General features: G+C 69.6%; 14 protein-coding genes. 8 read left to right on the top strand and 6 right to left on the bottom strand.

From position 1 onward, the window contains the following. The first annotated feature begins 9 nt into the window (after positions 1-9). Positions 10-2,418: a dockerin gene (locus ACEN9Q_RS12330; RefSeq protein WP_495628628.1), complete on the top strand. Its 2,409-nt coding sequence runs from the start codon at positions 10-12 to the stop codon at positions 2,416-2,418. Positions 2,419-2,509: 91 nt separating this feature from the next. Continuing rightward, positions 2,510-2,875: a VOC family protein gene (locus ACEN9Q_RS12325; RefSeq protein ID WP_495628627.1), complete on the top strand. Its 366-nt coding sequence runs from the start codon at positions 2,510-2,512 to the stop codon at positions 2,873-2,875. Here the strand turns inward: ACEN9Q_RS12325 and ACEN9Q_RS12320 are convergent, their stop codons facing one another. Next, positions 2,876-3,340 carry a carboxymuconolactone decarboxylase family protein gene (locus ACEN9Q_RS12320; RefSeq protein WP_495628626.1) on the bottom strand — a complete coding sequence of 155 codons (465 nt, stop codon included), beginning with the start codon at positions 3,338-3,340 and terminating at the stop codon, positions 2,876-2,878. A gap of 103 nt (positions 3,341-3,443) precedes the next feature. Then, entirely contained in the window at positions 3,444-3,674 is a 231-nt protein-coding gene (locus ACEN9Q_RS12315; protein WP_495628625.1) for a hypothetical protein, read from the bottom strand. Between the two features lie 305 nt (positions 3,675-3,979). Between ACEN9Q_RS12315 and ACEN9Q_RS12310 the strand changes: the two genes are divergently transcribed. Continuing rightward, positions 3,980-4,384: a YybH family protein gene (locus ACEN9Q_RS12310; RefSeq protein ID WP_495628624.1), complete on the top strand. Its 405-nt coding sequence runs from the start codon at positions 3,980-3,982 to the stop codon at positions 4,382-4,384. On the opposite strand, the gene alr is transcribed toward ACEN9Q_RS12310, so the two are convergent. Together alr and ACEN9Q_RS12300 are read right to left on the bottom strand one after the other, a co-directional pair. Then, positions 4,366-5,499: an alanine racemase gene (gene alr, locus ACEN9Q_RS12305; RefSeq protein WP_495628623.1), complete on the bottom strand. Its 1,134-nt coding sequence runs from the start codon at positions 5,497-5,499 to the stop codon at positions 4,366-4,368. The two genes, ACEN9Q_RS12310 and alr, sit on opposite strands and share 19 nt — an antisense overlap. Then, positions 5,496-6,788 carry a D-amino acid dehydrogenase gene (locus ACEN9Q_RS12300; RefSeq protein WP_495628622.1) on the bottom strand — a complete coding sequence of 431 codons (1,293 nt, stop codon included), beginning with the start codon at positions 6,786-6,788 and terminating at the stop codon, positions 5,496-5,498. The genes alr and ACEN9Q_RS12300 overlap by 4 nt, the downstream gene beginning before the upstream one ends. 107 nt (positions 6,789-6,895) lie before the next feature. Between ACEN9Q_RS12300 and ACEN9Q_RS12295 the strand changes: the two genes are divergently transcribed. After that, positions 6,896-7,381 carry an Lrp/AsnC ligand binding domain-containing protein gene (locus ACEN9Q_RS12295; protein ID WP_056444075.1) on the top strand — a complete coding sequence of 162 codons (486 nt, stop codon included), beginning with the start codon at positions 6,896-6,898 and terminating at the stop codon, positions 7,379-7,381. Between the two features lie 3 nt (positions 7,382-7,384). On the opposite strand, the gene ACEN9Q_RS12290 is transcribed toward ACEN9Q_RS12295, so the two are convergent. After that, positions 7,385-8,617, bottom strand: coding sequence for a cyanophycinase (locus ACEN9Q_RS12290; RefSeq protein WP_229412751.1), 1,233 nt, complete (start codon positions 8,615-8,617; stop codon positions 7,385-7,387). A 128-nt stretch (positions 8,618-8,745) separates the two neighbouring features. Between ACEN9Q_RS12290 and ACEN9Q_RS12285 the strand changes: the two genes are divergently transcribed. The 4 genes from ACEN9Q_RS12285 (at position 8,746) to ACEN9Q_RS12270 (ending at position 15,007) form a co-directional block, all read left to right on the top strand. Then, positions 8,746-9,714, top strand: a complete 969-nt coding sequence (locus ACEN9Q_RS12285; RefSeq protein ID WP_056444078.1) for an MYG1 family protein — start codon at positions 8,746-8,748, stop codon at positions 9,712-9,714. 120 nt (positions 9,715-9,834) lie between these two features. Next, complete coding sequence (locus tag ACEN9Q_RS12280; RefSeq protein WP_495628621.1) at positions 9,835-11,259, top strand: DUF4214 domain-containing protein; 1,425 nt, start codon at positions 9,835-9,837, stop codon at positions 11,257-11,259. 166 nt (positions 11,260-11,425) lie between these two features. Beyond that, the gene (locus ACEN9Q_RS12275; protein WP_056444083.1) at positions 11,426-12,385 is read left to right on the top strand and encodes a chemotaxis protein; all 960 of its coding nucleotides are present in this window, start codon (positions 11,426-11,428) and stop codon (positions 12,383-12,385) included. A gap of 225 nt (positions 12,386-12,610) precedes the next feature. Further along, positions 12,611-15,007: a putative bifunctional diguanylate cyclase/phosphodiesterase gene (locus ACEN9Q_RS12270; protein ID WP_495628620.1), complete on the top strand. Its 2,397-nt coding sequence runs from the start codon at positions 12,611-12,613 to the stop codon at positions 15,005-15,007. A gap of 1 nt (position 15,008) precedes the next feature. On the opposite strand, the gene ACEN9Q_RS12265 is transcribed toward ACEN9Q_RS12270, so the two are convergent. Further along, positions 15,009-16,388, bottom strand: a complete 1,380-nt coding sequence (locus tag ACEN9Q_RS12265; protein WP_495628619.1) for an MFS transporter — start codon at positions 16,386-16,388, stop codon at positions 15,009-15,011. Between the last annotated feature and the right edge of the window lie 56 nt (positions 16,389-16,444).

Here is a 16,444-nt window from a genome sequence, read left to right as displayed (position 1 = left end):
AGTGACATCATGAACAATTACAGGAAACGTGTCGTCGTCGTGGCGATTCTCTCGATGACCATTGCCGCGGGTTGCGGCGGCGGCTCGGGCGGCACGGGAAGCGCGCCCGCGACGGCCGGCACAGGCCCCGCGGCCAACGCGGGCGGCAGCGGCGCGACGGCCGGCACAGGCAGCACGGGCACGACAGGCGGCACGGGCAGCACCGGCACCGCGACCGACCCGGCCGGCACGGCCGCGCAGGGCGGGACGAGCGCCGCGGCGGCCACCTGGACGAGCGTGAAGTGGGGCGGCGGGGGCTACGTCACCGGCCTGGTCTATCATCCGACGTCCGCGAACGTCCTGTATGCCCGCACCGACATCGGCGGCGCGTATCGCTGGAACCAGGCCACGATGTCGTGGACGCCCATCACCGACGGCGTGGGCTTCAGCGGGGTCGAGAGCCGGTTCCACGGCGTCGAAAGCATCGCCCTCGATCCGAACAACGACCAGCTCGTCTACATGGCCACCGGCATGTACACGTTCGAAGGCAACGGCCGCATCTACGTCTCCAGCGACCGCGGCACCACCTGGACCCACTACGACCTGCCGTTCGCGCTGGGCGGCAACAATCCCGGCCGGGCCCTCGGCGAACGCCTGATGGTCGACCCCAACAAGCCGTCGACGCTGTTCTACGGCTCGCGCACGGCCGGCCTGTGGAAGAGCACCGACGCGGGCCGCACCTGGGCGCAGGTCACGTCGCTGTCGTCCGTGACGATGACGCAGGACCAGATCAATGCCGCGGGCGGCACCGCGATGGGCGTCGAGACGATCGTCTTCGACACGGGCACCAAGGGCGGCGGCACGGCCACCCAGGCCATCTACGCGGCCATCGCGCCCGACTACGTCGCGGCGGCGGGGCTGGCCTCGAACCTGTACAAGTCCACCGACGGCGGCACGTCGTGGAAGCCGGTCGCGGTCCCGGTCTCCGGCTACCACATCCCGCACATGGTGCGCGCCGCCGACGGCATGCTGTACGTGCCGTTCAGCCAGGGCGCCGGCCCCTCGGTCGCCGGTCCCGCCAAACTGTACAAGTTCGACGGCACCCACTGGACCCTGCTCGCGAGCAACGATTCCGCGGGCTACGGCGGCCTGTCGGTCTACGGCAGCGGCGCCACGACCCGCATCGCGCTGGGCGTCTCCAACACCTGGGGCTTCGGCCAGGTCGTCCAGCTGTCGGACGACGGCGGCAGCACCTGGCGCGAAATCGAGGCCGGCATGCCGCACACGCCGGCCGGCACCGGCGGGGGCTGGGTGGACGACATCGAGATCGATCCGGCCAACCGCGACCACATCTCCCACATCACCGGCGGCGGCGTCACGGAAACGAGGAACGCCTCGTCGGCCACGCCGAGCTGGAGCGACGCGGTCGCAGGCCTCGAGGAGACCGCCACCCAGGCCGTCGTCACGCCGCCGGCCGGCGCATCGTACAAGTTCGTCAACAGCGCCGGCGACATCGGCACATGGGTCCAGACGGACCTCGCGGCGAAGCCGGCCAAGGGCCCCACCACCCAATGGAGCAACGGCAATTCGGCCGACGTGGCGTGGGCCGACCCGCTCTACATCGCGGGTACGGGCGTCTTGAACGGGTCCTCCACCGCCTTCGGCTTCTGGTCCGGCGACGGCGGCAACACGTGGTCGAACTTCGCGGCCCTGCCGGCCGGCGCCCAGTCGAACCGGGGCGGCACCGGGAACCTCGTGGTCACGGCTCGCAACAATGCCGTCTGGGCGCCGGCCAACTCGGTGCCGTCCTACACCACGAACAATGGCGCCAGCTGGGTCCCGACCAACCTGCCGTCGCTGCCCAGCGTCGCCTCCGGCTGGGATCGCGCCTATCGCCTGGCGGCCGACCGCAAGAACCCGAACAAGGTCTATGCGTACGATTCGGGCGGCGCATCGTGGGGCACGGCGGGCAAGGTCTACGTCTCGACCGATGGCGGACACACCTTCACGGCGAGCCAGGGCGCGACGACGGCGAACCTGGCGCCCAACGCCTGGTGGGCCACCTCGATGGCGGTCAATCCGAACGCCGAGGGCGACGTCTGGCTGGCCGACGGCAACACCGTCTACCACTCGGTGGATTCGGGGGCGACCTGGACGAAGCTGAGCGGTTTTGCGACCGGCGCCGGCGCGCAGGGCGCCAGCGTGATCGCCCTGGGCAAGGCCAGATCCGGCGCCAGGTACACGGCCGCGGTGTACGTGGTGGGCACGATGAACGGCGTGTGGGGCGTGTACCGCTCCGACGACGCCGGCGCAACGTGGACGCGCTTCAACGACGACGCGCACCAGTTCGGCGGCATCGGCGTGATGGCCGGCGACTGGAACACCTACGGCCGCATCTACGTCACCGGAACGGGCCGCGGTCTGCTCTACAGCAACTGAGGCCGGCCGATGTGAAGGAACGCATCTTCCATTTTTCCAATCCACGGCCGCGCGGAACAGGCATCATGTCGGTTTTCGACAGGAGACTTCCATGATCAAGGGACTGCGTACCGTGACCTACCCCGTGGCCGACCTCGGCCGCGCCAAGACCTGGTTCGCCGCCGTGTTCGGCGTCCAGCCATATTTCGACCAGCCGTTCTACGCCGGTTTCGCCGTCGGCGGCTTCGAACTGGGCCTCGTGCCCGACGGTACGCCTGGCACGGCCGGCTCCACGACCTTCTGGGGCGTGGACGACATCGCGGCCGAGGTCGAGCGCATCGTCGGCCTGGGCGCCACCGTCCACGCGGCCATCCAGGAAGTGGGCGAGGGCATCAAGGTGGCGGAATTGAAGGACCCGTTCGGCAACGTCCTCGGGCTCATCGAGAATCCGCTGTTCGACGCCGCGACCGTACGCTGATCACATGCCGGCCGGCGGTTCGACCGGGATCTGGGTGCGCACCGACAGGTTGATGGCGTTCCAGCCGCGGATGACGGCGATCGTATAGCCCAGTTCCGCGATCTCGTTCTCGGTGAAATGCTCGCGCAAGGCCGGCCACGCGGCGTCGGTGTCGTCGCGGCGGGGCAGGGCGTTGACGGCGTCGGCCCAGGCCAGCGCCGCGCGTTCGCGCTCGCTGAAGAACGGCGATTCGCGCCAGGCGGCCACGCTGTTCAGGTGGCGCGGGTCGGCGCCCTGCTTCACGAGGTCGCGCCAGTGCATGTCCACGCAGAGGCCGCAGCCGTTCTGCTGCGACACGCGCAGGTTGACGAGTTCGACGAGGCGCGGCCCCAGCGCGCCCTGCTTGACGGCCTGGGACAGGTTGATCATGGCCTTCAGGCCGGGCGTGGGCAGGGCGAACAGATTGAGGCGGGCAGCGTGCGACATGATGGTTCCTTTCGAATGGACGGGGTGCGAAATGCAGCCTCCTGTCCATTAGACGGAACGGGCCGGACGTTTGTGACAGGTCCGGCCGATCGGAAGCGCACGCTCAGGGCTTCACGTGCGGCTGGATGGCGCCCGGGTTCAGGATCTGGTTGGTGTCGATCTGGTCCTTGTTGATCACCTGTGCATTGTTGGGCGCGTGGCGGCGCGGCAGCATGCTGCCGGTCGGCGCCTCGCGGTCCTCGCGCGAGAGCTTTTGCCCCTCGGTGCCCGGGTCCTGGGCGCACGCGCTGAGGACACATGCCGCGCCGGCGGCGATCAAGAAACGCTTCATCATGCTGGAAGACTCCTTTGTTGTCGGGAAAATGGAATTGCGTGGACGACAATATAAACCGGATCGTGTCCGAAATATGTAAGGATAGTTCGTCGATTTGCACTTGGGTCGACTCATGGCCGCAACGGGTCGGCGTTGCTTCCGGCACATCTCTTTGTTAGTATCGTGTCATGAACCGAGTACGTCTTACCCCTCAAGCGATTATTACCACCATCAACCGGATGGTGGGTTAGCGCTTTTTATTGCAACCCGCCTGGAGGCGGGTCTGCAGCAAGCCAGTCTCCACGGCCCGTCCACAAGGAGACACCATGGCTTCCCATCCCCTCGAACACGTCATCCGCGCCGCCGATGCCGCCATCACGGCGGAGGATTTCGACGCGCTGATGGATTTTTACGCCGACGACGCGACGCTCGTCGTCAAGCCCGGCCTGCACGTCACGGGCAAGGACAAGATCCGCGCGGCGTTCGTGAAGATCGCCGAGCACGTCCGGCACAGCCTCGTGGTCGGGCAGGGGCGCATCGACGTGATCGAGGGCGGCGATACCGCCCTCGTCATCATGGAGTCGACGCTCGATTATCTGGAAGCGGGGGAGAAGGTGAGCGCCAGGCGGCGCGCCACCTATGTGTTCCGCAGGGATGCCGGCGCGCGCTGGGTGTGCACGGTCGACAATTCCTACGGCACGGACATCCTGGATCAGCGCATCGGCGAGTAGCGCCGTTCGAAGCGGCTGCCCAGGCGCGTCAGCACCTCGTACCCGATCGTCCCGGCGTCGGCCGCGACCGCGTCCACGTGCTGGTGCGCGCCGAGCAGTTCGACCGTCATCCCCGGCTGCAGGCGCGCCTCGGGGATGCCGGTGACGTCCAGCGTGATGCTGTCCATCGAGACCGTGCCGGCGATGGGCACGCGCACGCCGTCGATCCAGGCGCAGCCGCGGCCGGACAGCGCGCGCAGCCAGCCGTCCGCGTAGCCGACGGCGATGGTGGCGATGCGGCGCGTGCCGTCCGCCACGTAGCGGGCGCCGTAGCCGACGGCGTCGCCGGCCCCGATCGTCCGCACCTGCACGATGCGGGCATCCAGCGACACCGCCTGGCGCAGCGGATTCGCATGTCCCGGTTGCGGATTGATGCCGTACAGCGCGGCGCCGGGACGCACGAGGTCATGGCGGAAGTCCGGCCCGAGGAAGATGGCCGACGAATTCGCGAGGCTCGCCGGCATGGCCGGGAACCGCGCGCGGATGGCGTCGAAGCGCGCGCGCTGGCGCGCGTTCAGCGGATGGCCGGGCATGTCCGCGCAGGCCAGGTGGCTCATCAGCAGGACCGGCTCGAATGCGGCCAGCCAGTCGCGCGGGTCGCCCAGCGCCTCCAGGTCGGCGGGAGACAGCCCCATGCGCGACATGCCGCTGTCGACCTGCACCGCCGCGGCGAGGCGCCGGCCCGCGCGCGTGCACGCGGCGCTCCACGCGCGCACCTGGCCGGGGTCGTTCAGCACCGGGATCAAACCGTGTTCGATGAAGTCGGCCGCGGTGCCTGGCGGCGGCCCGTGCAGCACGTAGACGGTGAGGTCGGGCGGGACGATGGCGCGCAGCCGCATGCCTTCCTCGACGTGGGCCGTGAAGAACACGCGGCAGCCCGCGCGCACGAGGGCCGGCGCCACGTGCGCCATGCCGAGGCCATAGGCATCGGCCTTCATCACGCCGGCGACGACGGCGCCGCCGGCGCGTTCCACCAGCAAGCGATAATTGGCCGCGACGGCATCCAGGTCGACCGTCAGCACGGCGCCGGCCCGCGCAGCCCGGGCCACGTGGGCGGGGTGTGCGGCCGCGTTCATGCCTTGGCCAGCGCCGGGCGCATGGCGGCCGTGCGCGTGCCGGCGTAGCGGAACACGGCCAGGTCGTCGGCGTGGATCGCGGGGACCCTGCCGCTGACCAGGTCCGCGATGACGCTGGCCGAGCCGCATGCCATCGTCCAGCCCAGCGTGCCATGGCCCGTGTTCAGGAACAGGTTCGACAGCGGCGTGGCGCCGACGATCGGCGTGCTGTCCGGCGTCATCGGACGCAGGCCCGTCCAGAACTTGGCGCGCGACACGTCGCCGCCGCCCGGGAACAAGTCGTTCACGACCAGTTCAAGCGTCGCGCGGCGGCGCGGATTCAGCACGCGGCTGTAGCCCGCGATCTCCGCCATGCCGCCCACGCGGATGCGGTCGTCGAAGCGGGTGACGGCGATTTTATAGGTCTCGTCGAGGATCGTGGACACGGGCGCCCTGGCCGCGTCGACGATCGGCACGGTGATCGAATAACCCTTGAGCGGGTAGACCGGCACGCGGAACCGGCCCTGCAGCAGCAGGCGCGAATAGCTGCCCAGCGCCAGCACGTAGCGGTCGGCGGTCACGCGGCCCTTGTCCGTCTGCACGCCGACGACCTGGCCGTGCGCGATGTCGAGGCGTTCGATCGCCGTGTCGAACTGGAAGCGCACGCCGAGGTCGCGCGCCATCTGCGCCAGGCGCGTCGTGAACAGCTGGCAGTCGCCCGTTTCGTCGTTCGGCAGGCGCAGGCCGCCGACCAGTTTGTCGCGCACGTGGCCCAGCGCCGGCTCGGCATTGGCTAGCTGGTCGCGGGTCAGCGCCTCGAACGGCACGCCGGCCTCCTTCAGCACCTCGATGTCCTTGGCGGCGCCGTCGAACTGCGCCTGCGTGCGGAACAGCTGCAGGGTGCCTTGCTGGCGGCCTTCGTACGCAATGCCCGTCTCGGCGCGCAGCGCACGGATGCAATCGCGGCTGTACTCCGCGAGGCGTACCATACGTTCCTTGTTGACGGCATAGCGGCCGGCGTCGCAATTCCTGAACATCTCCCACATCCATTGCAGCTGGAAGAGGGAGCCGTCGGGCTGGATGGCCAGCGGCGCGTGGCGCTGGAACAGCCATTTGAAGGCTTTCAGCGGAATGCCCGGCGCGGCCCAGGGCGACGCATAGCCCGGCGAGATCTGGCCGGCGTTGGCGAAACTGGTCTCGAGGGCCGGACCCGGCTGGCGGTCGATGACGGTGACGTCGTGGCCGGCCCTGGCCAGATAGTAAGCGGTGGTCACGCCGACCACGCCGCTGCCGAGTACGATGACGCGCATAGCTTTCCCTGTGTCTCTAGTTGTTTAGGAATTAGAATATGTTTTCATTTTAGTTGTGGGACTGCCATAATAGTTTCGGTTTGCGATTTACTTTTTAGTGAAAAATCATGCGCGTGCAAAAAGACTCGAACCGTGTGCTGGACCGCATCGACCTGCACATCCTGTCCATCCTGCAGGACGACGGCCGCATCGTGATGAAGGACCTGGCCGAGCGCGTCGGCCTGTCGCTGACGCCCTGCATCGAACGGGTCAAGCGGATGGAGCGCGACGGCGTCATCGCCGGCTACCACGCGCGCGTGGCGCCGCGCCTGCTCGGGCTGCAGATCCTCGTGTTCGTGGAGATCACCCTGCGCCAGAAATCGGAGCAGGCGTTCGAGCGCTTCCGGCGCGCGATGCTGGCGCTGCCCGAGGTGATGGAGTGCCACCTCGTGTCGGGCGATTTCGATTACCTGATCAAGGCGCGCATTCCGGAGATGACGGAATACCGCAGGCTGCTGGGCGAGATCCTGCACGTGGCGGACGGCGGCCAGTCGAAGAGTTATGTCGTGATGGAAGAGGTCAAGGAAACGCTGGCCGTGTCGATCGCGCGCTGAGCGTCATTCGACGCGGTACAGCGGCAACGCCAGCCGCACCGGCCGCACGTCCATGCGCACGCGGTACACGGAATAGGTGTCGGCCCGGTTCGACTCCCAGCCTTCGCTCTCCGGCGTGCGCGTGAAGGTGAATTCGAAACCGCGCTCGGGCGCGGCGCCCGCCGGGTCGCCGAACGCGATGCCGGTGGCCCGCACCTGATCGCTGTCGCACAGCTTCATCAGCAGGTCGACGACCGCCGTGTTGCCGAGGATGTCCGGGGCGAACAGCGGGCCGCGGTACGACGGGTCGGCGGCGTCGACGTGCTCCTTGTCCGGGCCGGGCGTGAAGCGGCCGCTGGCCGGGTCGTAGCGGTCGCCGCTGTCGAGGTAGCTGATGCGGGCGCCGGCGACGTTGAAGCCGGCGTGCGCCGGGTCGACGCTGGCCTGGCCGAGGTCGAGCAGCAGCGCGCCCTTGTAGCCGATGACCGCGATCGAGCGGTCCGGCGCGACGACGGCCGCCGTGTTCTCGTCGATGCCCAGGCCGAGGCGGTAGTGCTTGGCCAGCATCGCGGGCAGCATGCGCGCGAAGCGGCCGCGGATGAGCAGGTGCTGGTCGACGAACACGTCGTCGCCGATGAAGCCGAGGCCCGGCGCGATGTCGCGGCCGTCCGTGACGCCGTCGCGCAGCGTGGGCAGGGGCGCGCGGCCTTCGTAGAACATCGTCTTGCTCATGATGGCCGCGCCGGCGCTCGTGCCGGCGATGACGCCACCGCGCCGGTACATGTCCCACAGCGCGTCCAGCAGGGCGCTGTCGGTGCCGTCGGCGTGGCGCAGCGCGGCCGTGATGCGGCCCTGGTCGCCCCCGACGAAGAACGCGCCGCCGGCCGCGCGCACGCTGGCCGCCAGTTGCGGATCGTCGGCGGCGCGCCGTACGTCGGTGCCGGCCAGGTGCGCGGACACCGGCACGACGAAGGCCCGGGCGCCGTAGTCCGCCAGGATCGCGGCCGTGGCGCGGCCGGAGCGCTCCGGATTCGCGGACGCCGTCGGAAACACGGCGATGCGCGCGCCGGGGCCGCCGGCCAGCTCGACGATCTTTTTCCAGACCGGGGCGTTGTCGGCGCGCAGGGCGCCGCCGGCGATCACGAGCGAGCCCTTCGCCGCGCCGGCGCCCGCCTGCGCGTCCGCGCGCGCGGCGGCGGGCGCCAGGCCGAACGCAAGCATGAAGGCGAGGGGCAGGACGGGTAAGCGGATCGGCATGGCGCCTCCTTTGCTGTCATCATACCCGTGCCCGGCCTTGCGGCCAAAGCCGGTATCATCTGGCATGCGGTGCGCATGCCGGGCGTGTGCACGACGGCGCGGTGCCGGGCATTCACACTGGAGCAAGCATGTTGATCGTGACCCATGGCGGCAAATTCCACGCGGACGATGCGTGGGCGGTGGCCGTCCTGATGTTGTTGTACCCCGAGGCCGAACTCGTGCGCACGCGCGACCCGGCCATCATCGCCAAGGCCGACGTCGCGATCGACGTGGGCGGCGTGTGGGACCCGGCCGCGGGCCGTTTCGACCACCACCAGAAAGGCTTCGACGGCGCCCGCGTCAGCGGCGTGCCGTATGCCAGCGCCGGCCTCGTGTGGCGCGAACACGGCGCGCGCTGCGTCGCCCTGCTGGCCGAGCGCCACGCGGGCCACAGACTGTCGGACGAGGCCGCCCAGCAGATGGCGTACGCGATCGACGCCGACGTCGTGCAATACCTCGACCTGTCCGACGTCGGCGCGGCCCGCAACGCGCCCGGCAGCTACGGCCTGTCGGCCATCGTGTCCGGCTTCAATCCGAACTGGATGGACGAGCAGCGCCTCGGCTATGGCGCCGCGGCGGAAGCGTACCGCGACGCGCAGTTCCGCCGCGTGCTGGGCCTGCTGACGGACCTGATGATCAATGCCGTCAAATACCGCGTGGGCGCGGTGCTCGCGGTCGAGCAGGTGCGCCATGCCGAGGTGCTGGAGGGCGGCCGCGTGCTGTTCCTCAGGAATGCGGCGCTGCCGTGGACGGCCGTCGTGCGCAAGGAGATGCCGAAGGTCCTGTTCGTCATCAGCTACAACCTGGCCGAGCAGCGCCACATGATCCACACGGTGCCCGTCAGCGCCGAGAGCTTCGACGCGCGCGCCGACCTGCCGGCGGCCTGGGCCGGCCTGCGCGACGCCGACCTGGCGGCCGTCACGGGCGTGCCGGACGCGGGCTTCTGCCATAACGGGCGCTTCATCGCGGCTGCCAAATCGTTCGACGGCATCCTCGAGATGGCCCGGCAGGCGCTGCGCGAGGTCGATGCGGGCAGCGCCGTCGGGTCCGCGGTGTGACAATGTGTGCAACTTTTCGGTGGCGCCCGATGTAACAATGCGGGTCTTCGCGCCGTCGCGCAACACGCATATCGGGAGGATCCATTGATCAAGGTGACATTAGGCGGCATTCCTGCCGGCATGGTTTTCGAGAACTCGGCGTTGACCGCCAGCCTGACGACGGACGGGGAGGATGTGCGGACGGTCCGCTATCAATGGCTGGCCGACGGCCAGGTCGTCGCCACGACGGACGGCGCCACGTTCTACCCGGCCGAGCAGCAGGTCGGCAAGGCGATGTCCGTCAAGCTGCTGTACACCGACCCGGCCGGCGCGGCGCATCAGGTCGACGGCAGCAACAGCCTGTCCGTGCTCGACGTCAACGACCGGCCGACCGGCGTCGTCTGGGTCGTGCCTGCCGAGACCGATCCGAACCTGGTGCATGTCTTCAACGGCCTGGACGACGCGGACGGCGTCGGAACGGTCAGCTGGCAGTGGAAAGTCGACGGCCAGGCGATCGCGGGTGCCACCGGCACGGACTTCACCATGACGCCCGACCAGGTCGGGAAGAAGGTCACGGTCGTCGCCAGCTACGTGGATGGCCGCGGCCACGCGGAATCCGTGGCGAGCGACGACGTCCTGAACATCTACAACAATCATTGGGGCAGCGTCGCGATTTCCGGCACGTATGCGCCGGGCCAGACCCTGCACGCCGCCGCGACCGATGCGGACGGGCTGGGCACCGTGTATTACGGCTGGGAGAGCAGCACGGACGGCAAGACCTGGACCGCGCTGCCCGGCGCCACCGGCCCCGATTTCGCCGTGGGCGCCGCGGCGTCGGAACTGCTGCGCGCGCGCGTCGAATACGCGGACAACCGCGGCTACGTCGAGGATCACCGGCTCGTGTTCGGCGGCGCCGCGGCCGATACCGTCGCGTTGAACGCCGGCGACACCATCGACCTGGGCGCCGGCAACGACACCATCCTCGAGAGTGGCGGCACGCTCGGCACCGTCGACGGCGGCAGCGGCGTCGACACGTTCATCGGCGCCGGCCTGTACATGCTGCATACGCCCGGCCCGGGCGTGGGCACGACCAACGTGTGGGACGAAGGCGGGTACGGGGCCAGCCTCGTGAACGTCGAGCGGGTCGTGCTCGGCACGACGGGGACGGCATTCGACGTGGACGGCGCCGCCGGCGAGGCGTACCGGCTGTACCAGGCCGCGTTCGACCGGACGCCCGACGACTTCGGCATCGGCTTCTGGATCAGCCGGCTCGACATGGGCGTCGCCCTGACCGACGTGGCGAACGCGTTCGTCGCATCCGACGAGTTCAAGGCCAGGTACGCGTCCCTGAGCGGCAACGGGGCGCTGGTCAACCAGTTCTACGCCAACATCCTGCACCGCGCGCCCGACGCGACGGGGCAGGCGTTCTGGACGAACGCGCTGGACCAGCACCTGGCCACCGTCGCCGAGGTGCTCGTCAAGTTCAGCGAAAGCCCGGAAAACGTGGCGGCGCTCGTCGGCACCCTCGAAAACGGAATCAGTTATCTGCCTTACACGGGGCATTGAGCGGAAAGCCGGGGCCGCCGCGCCGGCCCGTTACGATTTCGTCAAATGTGTGTGGTTTTTTGGAACGGAATCGCCAGAAAGTTACCAAGATTCAAGCTGGTCTTTACACCGCCGGCCGGTTCACGTCTAAAATTTCCCAAAAGAATCAACCTTTTTGGGATGGGACATGAAATCGGTTCAGCAGGAAGTCGACGAGCGCAGCAACCTTACGGGCACGAACAAATTCGAGCTTTTGCTCTTCCGTCTCGGCGGCGACGCCAGCGGCGAGCACAGCGAGCTGTTCGGCATCAACGTCTTTAAAATCCGGGAAATCGTCGCCATGCCGACGATCACCAAGGTGGCCGGCGCACCCGACCACGTGCTCGGCGTGGTCAACCTGCGCGGCCAGATCATCCAGGTCCTCGACCTGCCCGGCATCGCCGGCGTCACGCCCAAGACCGGCCTGAACATCATGCTGGTGACGGAATTCGCGCGCACCACGCAGGCGTTCGCCGTGGAAAGCGTGGAAGAGATCGTGCGCCTCGACTGGACCCAGGTGATGTCGGCCGAGAAGAGCGCCGGCAGCGGCATGGTCACGAGCATCGCGCGCCTCGAAGCGTTCGACGGCCAGCCGGCCCGCCTCGCCCAGGTGCTGGACGTCGAGACGATCCTGCGCAACCTGAATCCGGAGTCGGAGGGCGAGAACATCGAACAGGCGGTCGGCGCCAAGATGAAGCTCAAGCCGGGTGCCGTGATCCTGGCGGCCGACGACTCCGTCGTCGCGCGCGCGCTGATCGAGCAGGGCCTCGACGCGATGGGCCTGCCGTTCGTGATGACCAAGAGCGGCAAGGAATGCTGGGACCAGCTGAACCACATCGCCGCCGCCGCCGAGGCCGAAGGCAAGACGGTGCACGACAAGGTCGCGCTCGTGCTGACCGACCTCGAGATGCCGGAGATGGACGGCTTCACGCTGACCCGCAACATCAAGTCCAACGCGCGCTTCGGCAACATGCCGGTCGTGATCCACTCGTCGCTGTCCGGCACGACGAACGAGGAACACGTCAAGAACGTGCGCGCCGACGCCTACGTCGCCAAGTTCTCGGCCGAGGATTTGTCGCGCACGCTGCGCACGCTGCTGCGCCAGTAATCCCTCCGCCACGCGGTGCCGGCCCCGGTGGCCGGGCCGCGCCTCTCCACGACGCCTCCCTCCGACCGGCCCGCGCCGTCGCGCCGGCGGGCGTCCGCGTGCCTTGCCTGTTGAGTTGTAGCCGGGCAACAGCTTCCACAGATTCTCGGTGAGAGTTTTCATGCGGCAACATCCCTGCCGCATAATGGTGGCTAAAACCTCCGGTTCCCACCTTTTTCGAATCCCATGGCACAGCCCACATCGTTCATCGCGAGCATCTGGACAACGGATCTCCACGGCAACTGCACGTCGGTCGTCGACCACCGGCCGGACGTGCTGCCGCCGTTCGCCGCCGCGGCGAGCCTGCTGGACTGGCTGCGCGGCTGCGGCGACGCGGCCGGGGACGAGGCCGCGCGCGGCGTCGCGGATGCGCTGGCGCGGCATGCGCCGTTCGATCACGAAGTCCAGGTCCGGTGCGGGGACGGGCGCGCGCGCCGGGTCGTCGTGTCCGGCCTGCCGCGCGTCGCAGCCGACGGACGTTGCGCGGGTTTCAGCGGCGCCTTCGCCGACGTCACGGAACAGAAAGCGACGCTCGACCGCGCGCTCAGGAGCGAGGCGGAACACCGGCTGATCGTGGACCACAGCATGGACCTGATCGCGCATTGCGGCATCGACGGCCGCTACATCTACGTATCGCCGTCGTACGAGACCGTGATCGGACGCGAGGCGGCCGAGATGGTGGGGGAGCTGGTGACGTGCTTCCTGCATCCCGACGACCGGGGCGCGGCCACCGCGGCGCTCGCGCGCATCCTTGCCGGCGGCGACATCGACGACGTGATCGAGGTCCGCAAGCAGCACCGGGACGGCCACTACGTCTCGCTCGGCACGAAGGTGCGCAAGGTCACGGACCCCGCGACCGGCGCCGTGTTCGGCGCCGTGCTGGTCTCGCGCGACATCACGCGCGAACGGGAGATGCTGCACCGGGTCGAGCACGCGCATGCGCACGTGCGCACGGTCCTGGAAAGCATCGAGGACGGTTTTTTCTCCGTCAACCGGAACTGGGAGATCACGTACGCGAACACGCTGGCCGAGGTGTTCGCGGGCGTCACGCCCGGCACGTCGACGGGCCGCGTGTTGTGGGACCTGGCCGAAGGACTGGCCGGCACCGGGATCGCCAGCACCTACCGGCGCGCGATGGAGCGGCGCGAGAACACGTCGTTCGAAGCGTTCTACGACCCCGCCGGCGTGTGGCTCAGCCTGCGCGTCTATGCGCGCGAGGACGGCTTGTCCGTGTTCTTCCACGATATCTCGGACCGCAAGCGCGCCGAAGAGCGCCTCGAGCAGCTGGCCACGCGCGACGACCTCACGGGCCTCCCGAACCGCGCCTGGCTCAACGGCCACCTGAAGGCGATGCTGGGGCAGGCGCGCAGCCAGGCGGCGACGACCGTGATGTTCATCGACCTGAACCGCTTCAAGGAAGTCAACGATTCGCTGGGCCACGCGGCCGGCGACGTGCTGCTGCAGCAGGTGGGCCAGCGGCTGCAATCGTGCATGCGGCCGGGCGACGTCGTGGCGCGGTTGGGCGGCGACGAATTCGTCGTGGCCGCCCACTGCGCCGGCCGCGAGGCCGCCGCCGGCATCGCCCAGCGGCTGCTCAAGACGCTGACCGTCCCGTTCTACATCGACGGCCTGGAGATGTGCGTGGGCGCGTCGATCGGCATCAGCCTGTCGGGCCAGGATGCGCCGACGCCCGAACTGCTGTTCCAGAACGCGGACACGGCGATGTACAAGGCGAAGGCGCTGGGCGAGAGCTCGTACCAGTTCTTCGAGCGCGAGATGAGCGTGGAGGCGCGGCGCCGCCTGCAGATCGAGGCCGCGCTGCGGCGCGCGCTGGAACTGGGCCAGTTCGAACTTCATTACCAGCCCCGCATCGACGTGCGCACCCTGCGCCTGCGCGGCGTGGAAGTGCTGCTGCGCTGGAAGCATCCTGAGCTCGGCCAGGTGTCGCCCCTCGAATTCATCCCGATCGCGGAAGAGCGCGGCCACATCGAGGCGATCGGCAAATGGGTGCTGGTCGAAGCCTGCCGCGTGGGCAAGCGCCTGGGCGACAAATACGGGACGCAGCTCCACGTGTCCGTGAACGTGTCGGCCCGCCAGCTGCGCACGGCGAGCCTGGTGGCCGAGGTCGAGCAGGCGTTGCGCGAATCGGGTTTCCCGGCGCGCGCGCTGGAGCTGGAGCTGACGGAAAGCGCGCTGATCGAGGACACCGAACAATCCGTCGACGTGCTGCGGCGCCTCAAGGGGCTGGGCCTGACGCTGGCGCTGGACGATTTCGGCACCGGCTATTCGAGCCTGTCGTACCTGAAGCGTTTCCCCGTCGACGTGCTCAAGCTGGACCGCTCGTTCTTCCTGGAGCAGTCGCAGGACGCCAACGGCGACGAAATCGTCGCGGCCCTCGTCCACATGGCCCATGCGCTCGGCCTGAAGGTGGTCGCGGAAGGCATCGAGACGGAAGAGGTGATGGAGACCCTGCGCGACTGCCGCTGCGACGAAGCGCAGGGCTATCTGTTCGCGCGCCCGATGGCCCTGCCGGAATTCGACAAATTCCTGCAGTGCGAAGTCCCCGGCAGCATGGCCGCCTGAGTCATTCCGCGCGCGTCCGCCTGCCCGGCCGGGCCGTGGCCAGCGCCAGCAGCGGCAGCAGCGTGGCCAGCGCGAACGTCGCGTGGGCCGCGGCCGCGACTTCCAGCGCCGTCCCGCGCGGACGGGCCGCGAACGCGGCGCCCAGCAGGGCCGACCCGGCGATCAGACCCAGTTGGCGCGCGAGGTTCAGCAGTCCCGCCGCCACGCCGCGCCGGGCGCCGCCGGCGGCTTCCATCACGGTCGTGTTGTTCGCGGCCTGGAACAGCGCATAGCCCGCCGTCAGCACGGCCAGCGGCGCGATCCAGCCGGCGACGCCGGCCGCGAGCGGCGCCAGCGCCAGCAGGCCCGATCCCAGCGCCATCGCCGCGAGCCCCGCCACGCACACCGCGCGCGCGCCGCGCCGGTCCACGAGGCGCCCGGCCGGCACGCCCGCCAGCGCCGCGACGAACGGACCGGCCGCCAGCGTGAGCCCGACCCCGCCCGGCGCAAGCCCGAGCGCGTGCCCGAGATAGAACGGGCCGACGAGCATCGTCGTCATCATCAATGCCATCGCCAGCGCGCTCATGGCGAAACCCGACGCCAGCACGCGGTCGCGCAGCAGCGCCAGCGGCACGAGGGGCGCCGCGGCGCGCGCCTCGGTCTGGACGAACAGCCCGGTGCCCAGCGCGGCGGCGCCGAACAGCCAGCCGCGCGACAGCGTGCCGGCGCCGGTGGCCGCGAGCGCGAACGCGAGCAGCGCCGCGACGAGCAGCAGCAGGCCGGCCAGGTCGAACGGGGGCCGCGGCGCGGACGCGCGGCCCGGCGCGTCGTCCGCCAGCCGCCGCACCAGCGCAAGGGCCAGCACGGCCGGCGCCAGCGTCGCGCCGAAGACGGCGCGCCAGCCCGGACCCGCCAGCAGCAGCCCGCCCAATGCCGGCCCGAGCGCCGTGCCGACGGCCGACATGCTGCCCAGCAGGCCCATCGCGCTGCCCGTGCGGCCTTGCGGGAGGCTGGCGGCGGCCAGCGCCATGCCGAGGGCCAGCATCACGGCGGCGCCCAGGCCCTGCAGCGCGCGTGCGGCCACGAGCAGCGGCAGCGTGGGCGCCAGCGCGCACAGGCCGGATGCCGCCGCGAACAGCGCGATCCCGCCGAGCAGCACGCGGCGCCGGCCGATCATGTCGCCGAGGCGGCCCGCGCCGACGGCGGCGGCCGTTGCCGCCAGCAGGTAGGCGAGCACGATCCATTGCACGGCCGCGAAGCCGGTGCCGAACGCGCGCTGCAGGGCGGGCAGGGCGACGTTGGCGCTGCTCGCGCCGAACGACGCCAGCAGCACGCACAGCGCGAGGCCGGGCAGCGGTGTGCGTGTCCGGACGGGCAGGGAAAGGGTGGTCGAGGTGGGCATGAAGGCTCCTGGTCTGCGATGGCCTCTAGCGTAGGCCACGCGGCGCGCGGGCGGAA

This window comes from Massilia sp. Masssp93 (assembly GCF_059491295.1).
This window is presented reverse-complemented; position numbering and strand designations above follow the sequence as displayed.